Source organism: Aequorivita xiaoshiensis, from assembly GCF_022008395.1.
GTDB lineage: Bacteria > Bacteroidota > Bacteroidia > Flavobacteriales > Flavobacteriaceae > Aequorivita > Aequorivita xiaoshiensis.
The window spans coordinates 1-1,738 of sequence record NZ_JAIRBB010000038.1 but is presented as its reverse complement, the minus strand read 5'-3'; the positions used below and the strand labels follow the sequence as shown (position 1 = coordinate 1,738).

Sequence of the window (1,738 nt, the reverse complement as noted above, 5' to 3'; positions counted from 1 at the left end):
ATAAAGAGTGTCTCTTTGTTGAATATTCGGTCGTCTTTCTCTAGAAAGGAGGTGTTCCAGCCGCACCTTCCGGTACGGCTACCTTGTTACGACTTAGCCCCAGTTACCAGCTTCACCCTAGGCCGCTCCTTGCGGTGACGGACTTCAGGTGCTTCCAGCTTCCATGGCTTGACGGGCGGTGTGTACAAGGCCCGGGAACGTATTCACCGGATCATGGCTGATATCCGATTACTAGCGATTCCAGCTTCACGGGGTCGAGTTGCAGACCCCGATCCGAACTGAGACAGGTTTTGTGGATTCGCTCCTACTTGCGTAGTGGCTGCCCATTGTACCTGCCATTGTAGCACGTGTGTGGCCCAGGACGTAAGGGCCGTGATGATTTGACGTCATCCCCACCTTCCTCGCGGTTTGCACCGGCAGTCTTGTTAGAGTTCCCGACTTGACTCGCTGGCAACTAACAACAGGGGTTGCGCTCGTTATAGGACTTAACCTGACACCTCACGGCACGAGCTGACGACAACCATGCAGCACCTTGTAATCTGTCCGAAGAAAAGGGTGTTTCCACCCCTGTCAGACTACATTTAAGCCCTGGTAAGGTTCCTCGCGTATCATCGAATTAAACCACATGCTCCACCGCTTGTGCGGGCCCCCGTCAATTCCTTTGAGTTTCATTCTTGCGAACGTACTCCCCAGGTGGGATACTTATCACTTTCGCTTAGTCACTCAAGCTACCAATGTAGCTCGAACAACTAGTATCCATCGTTTACGGCGTGGACTACCAGGGTATCTAATCCTGTTCGCTCCCCACGCTTTCGTCCATCAGCGTCAATACGTTGTTAGTGACCTGCCTTCGCAATCGGTATTCTATGTGATATCTAAGCATTTCACCGCTACACCACATATTCTAGCCACTTCACAACGATTCAAGACAACCAGTATCAATGGCAATTCTACAGTTGAGCTGCAGACTTTCACCACTGACTTAATTGCCCGCCTACGGACCCTTTAAACCCAATGATTCCGGATAACGCTCGGACCCTCCGTATTACCGCGGCTGCTGGCACGGAGTTAGCCGGTCCTTATTCGTACGGTACCGTCAAGCCCCCTCACGAGGGGGTGTTTCTTCCCGTAAAAAAGCAGTTTACAACCCATAGGGCAGTCTTCCTGCACGCGGCATGGCTGGATCAGGCTCTCGCCCATTGTCCAATATTCCTCACTGCTGCCTCCCGTAGGAGTCTGGTCCGTGTCTCAGTACCAGTGTGGGGGATCCCCCTCTCAGGGCCCCTACCCATCGTAGCCTTGGTGTGCCGTTACCACACCAACAAGCTAATGGGACGCATGATCATCTTGTACCGATAAATCTTTAATTATAAAACAATGCCGTATCATAATACTATGGGGCATTAATCCAAGTTTCCCTGGGCTATTCCCCTGTACAAGGCAGATTCCATACGCGTTACTCACCCGTGCGCCGGTCTCTATAATGCAAGCATTATATACCCCTCGACTTGCATGTGTTAGGCCTGCCGCTAGCGTTCATCCTGAGCCAGGATCAAACTCTTCATCGTATAATCTTCAATAATATTGCGACCATACTTCATAAAGAGCTCGACTCTCAAAAAAATCTCAGAAAATCTCACTTAGTTTAGTTTCTTTGTTGACTAACTTCCTTTCGAAAATTAATCTACGCTGTCAATTTCAATATCTCAATGAACTTACCTTTATCCGAAAATAAAGA

1 rRNA gene is annotated in these 1,738 nt (G+C 49.6%); it reads right to left on the bottom strand.

The annotated features are described in order from the left end of the window. Window positions 1-44: 44 nt before the first annotated feature. Window positions 45-1,568 (bottom strand): 16S ribosomal RNA (locus tag K8344_RS13825). Window positions 1,569-1,738: the final 170 nt, after the last annotated feature.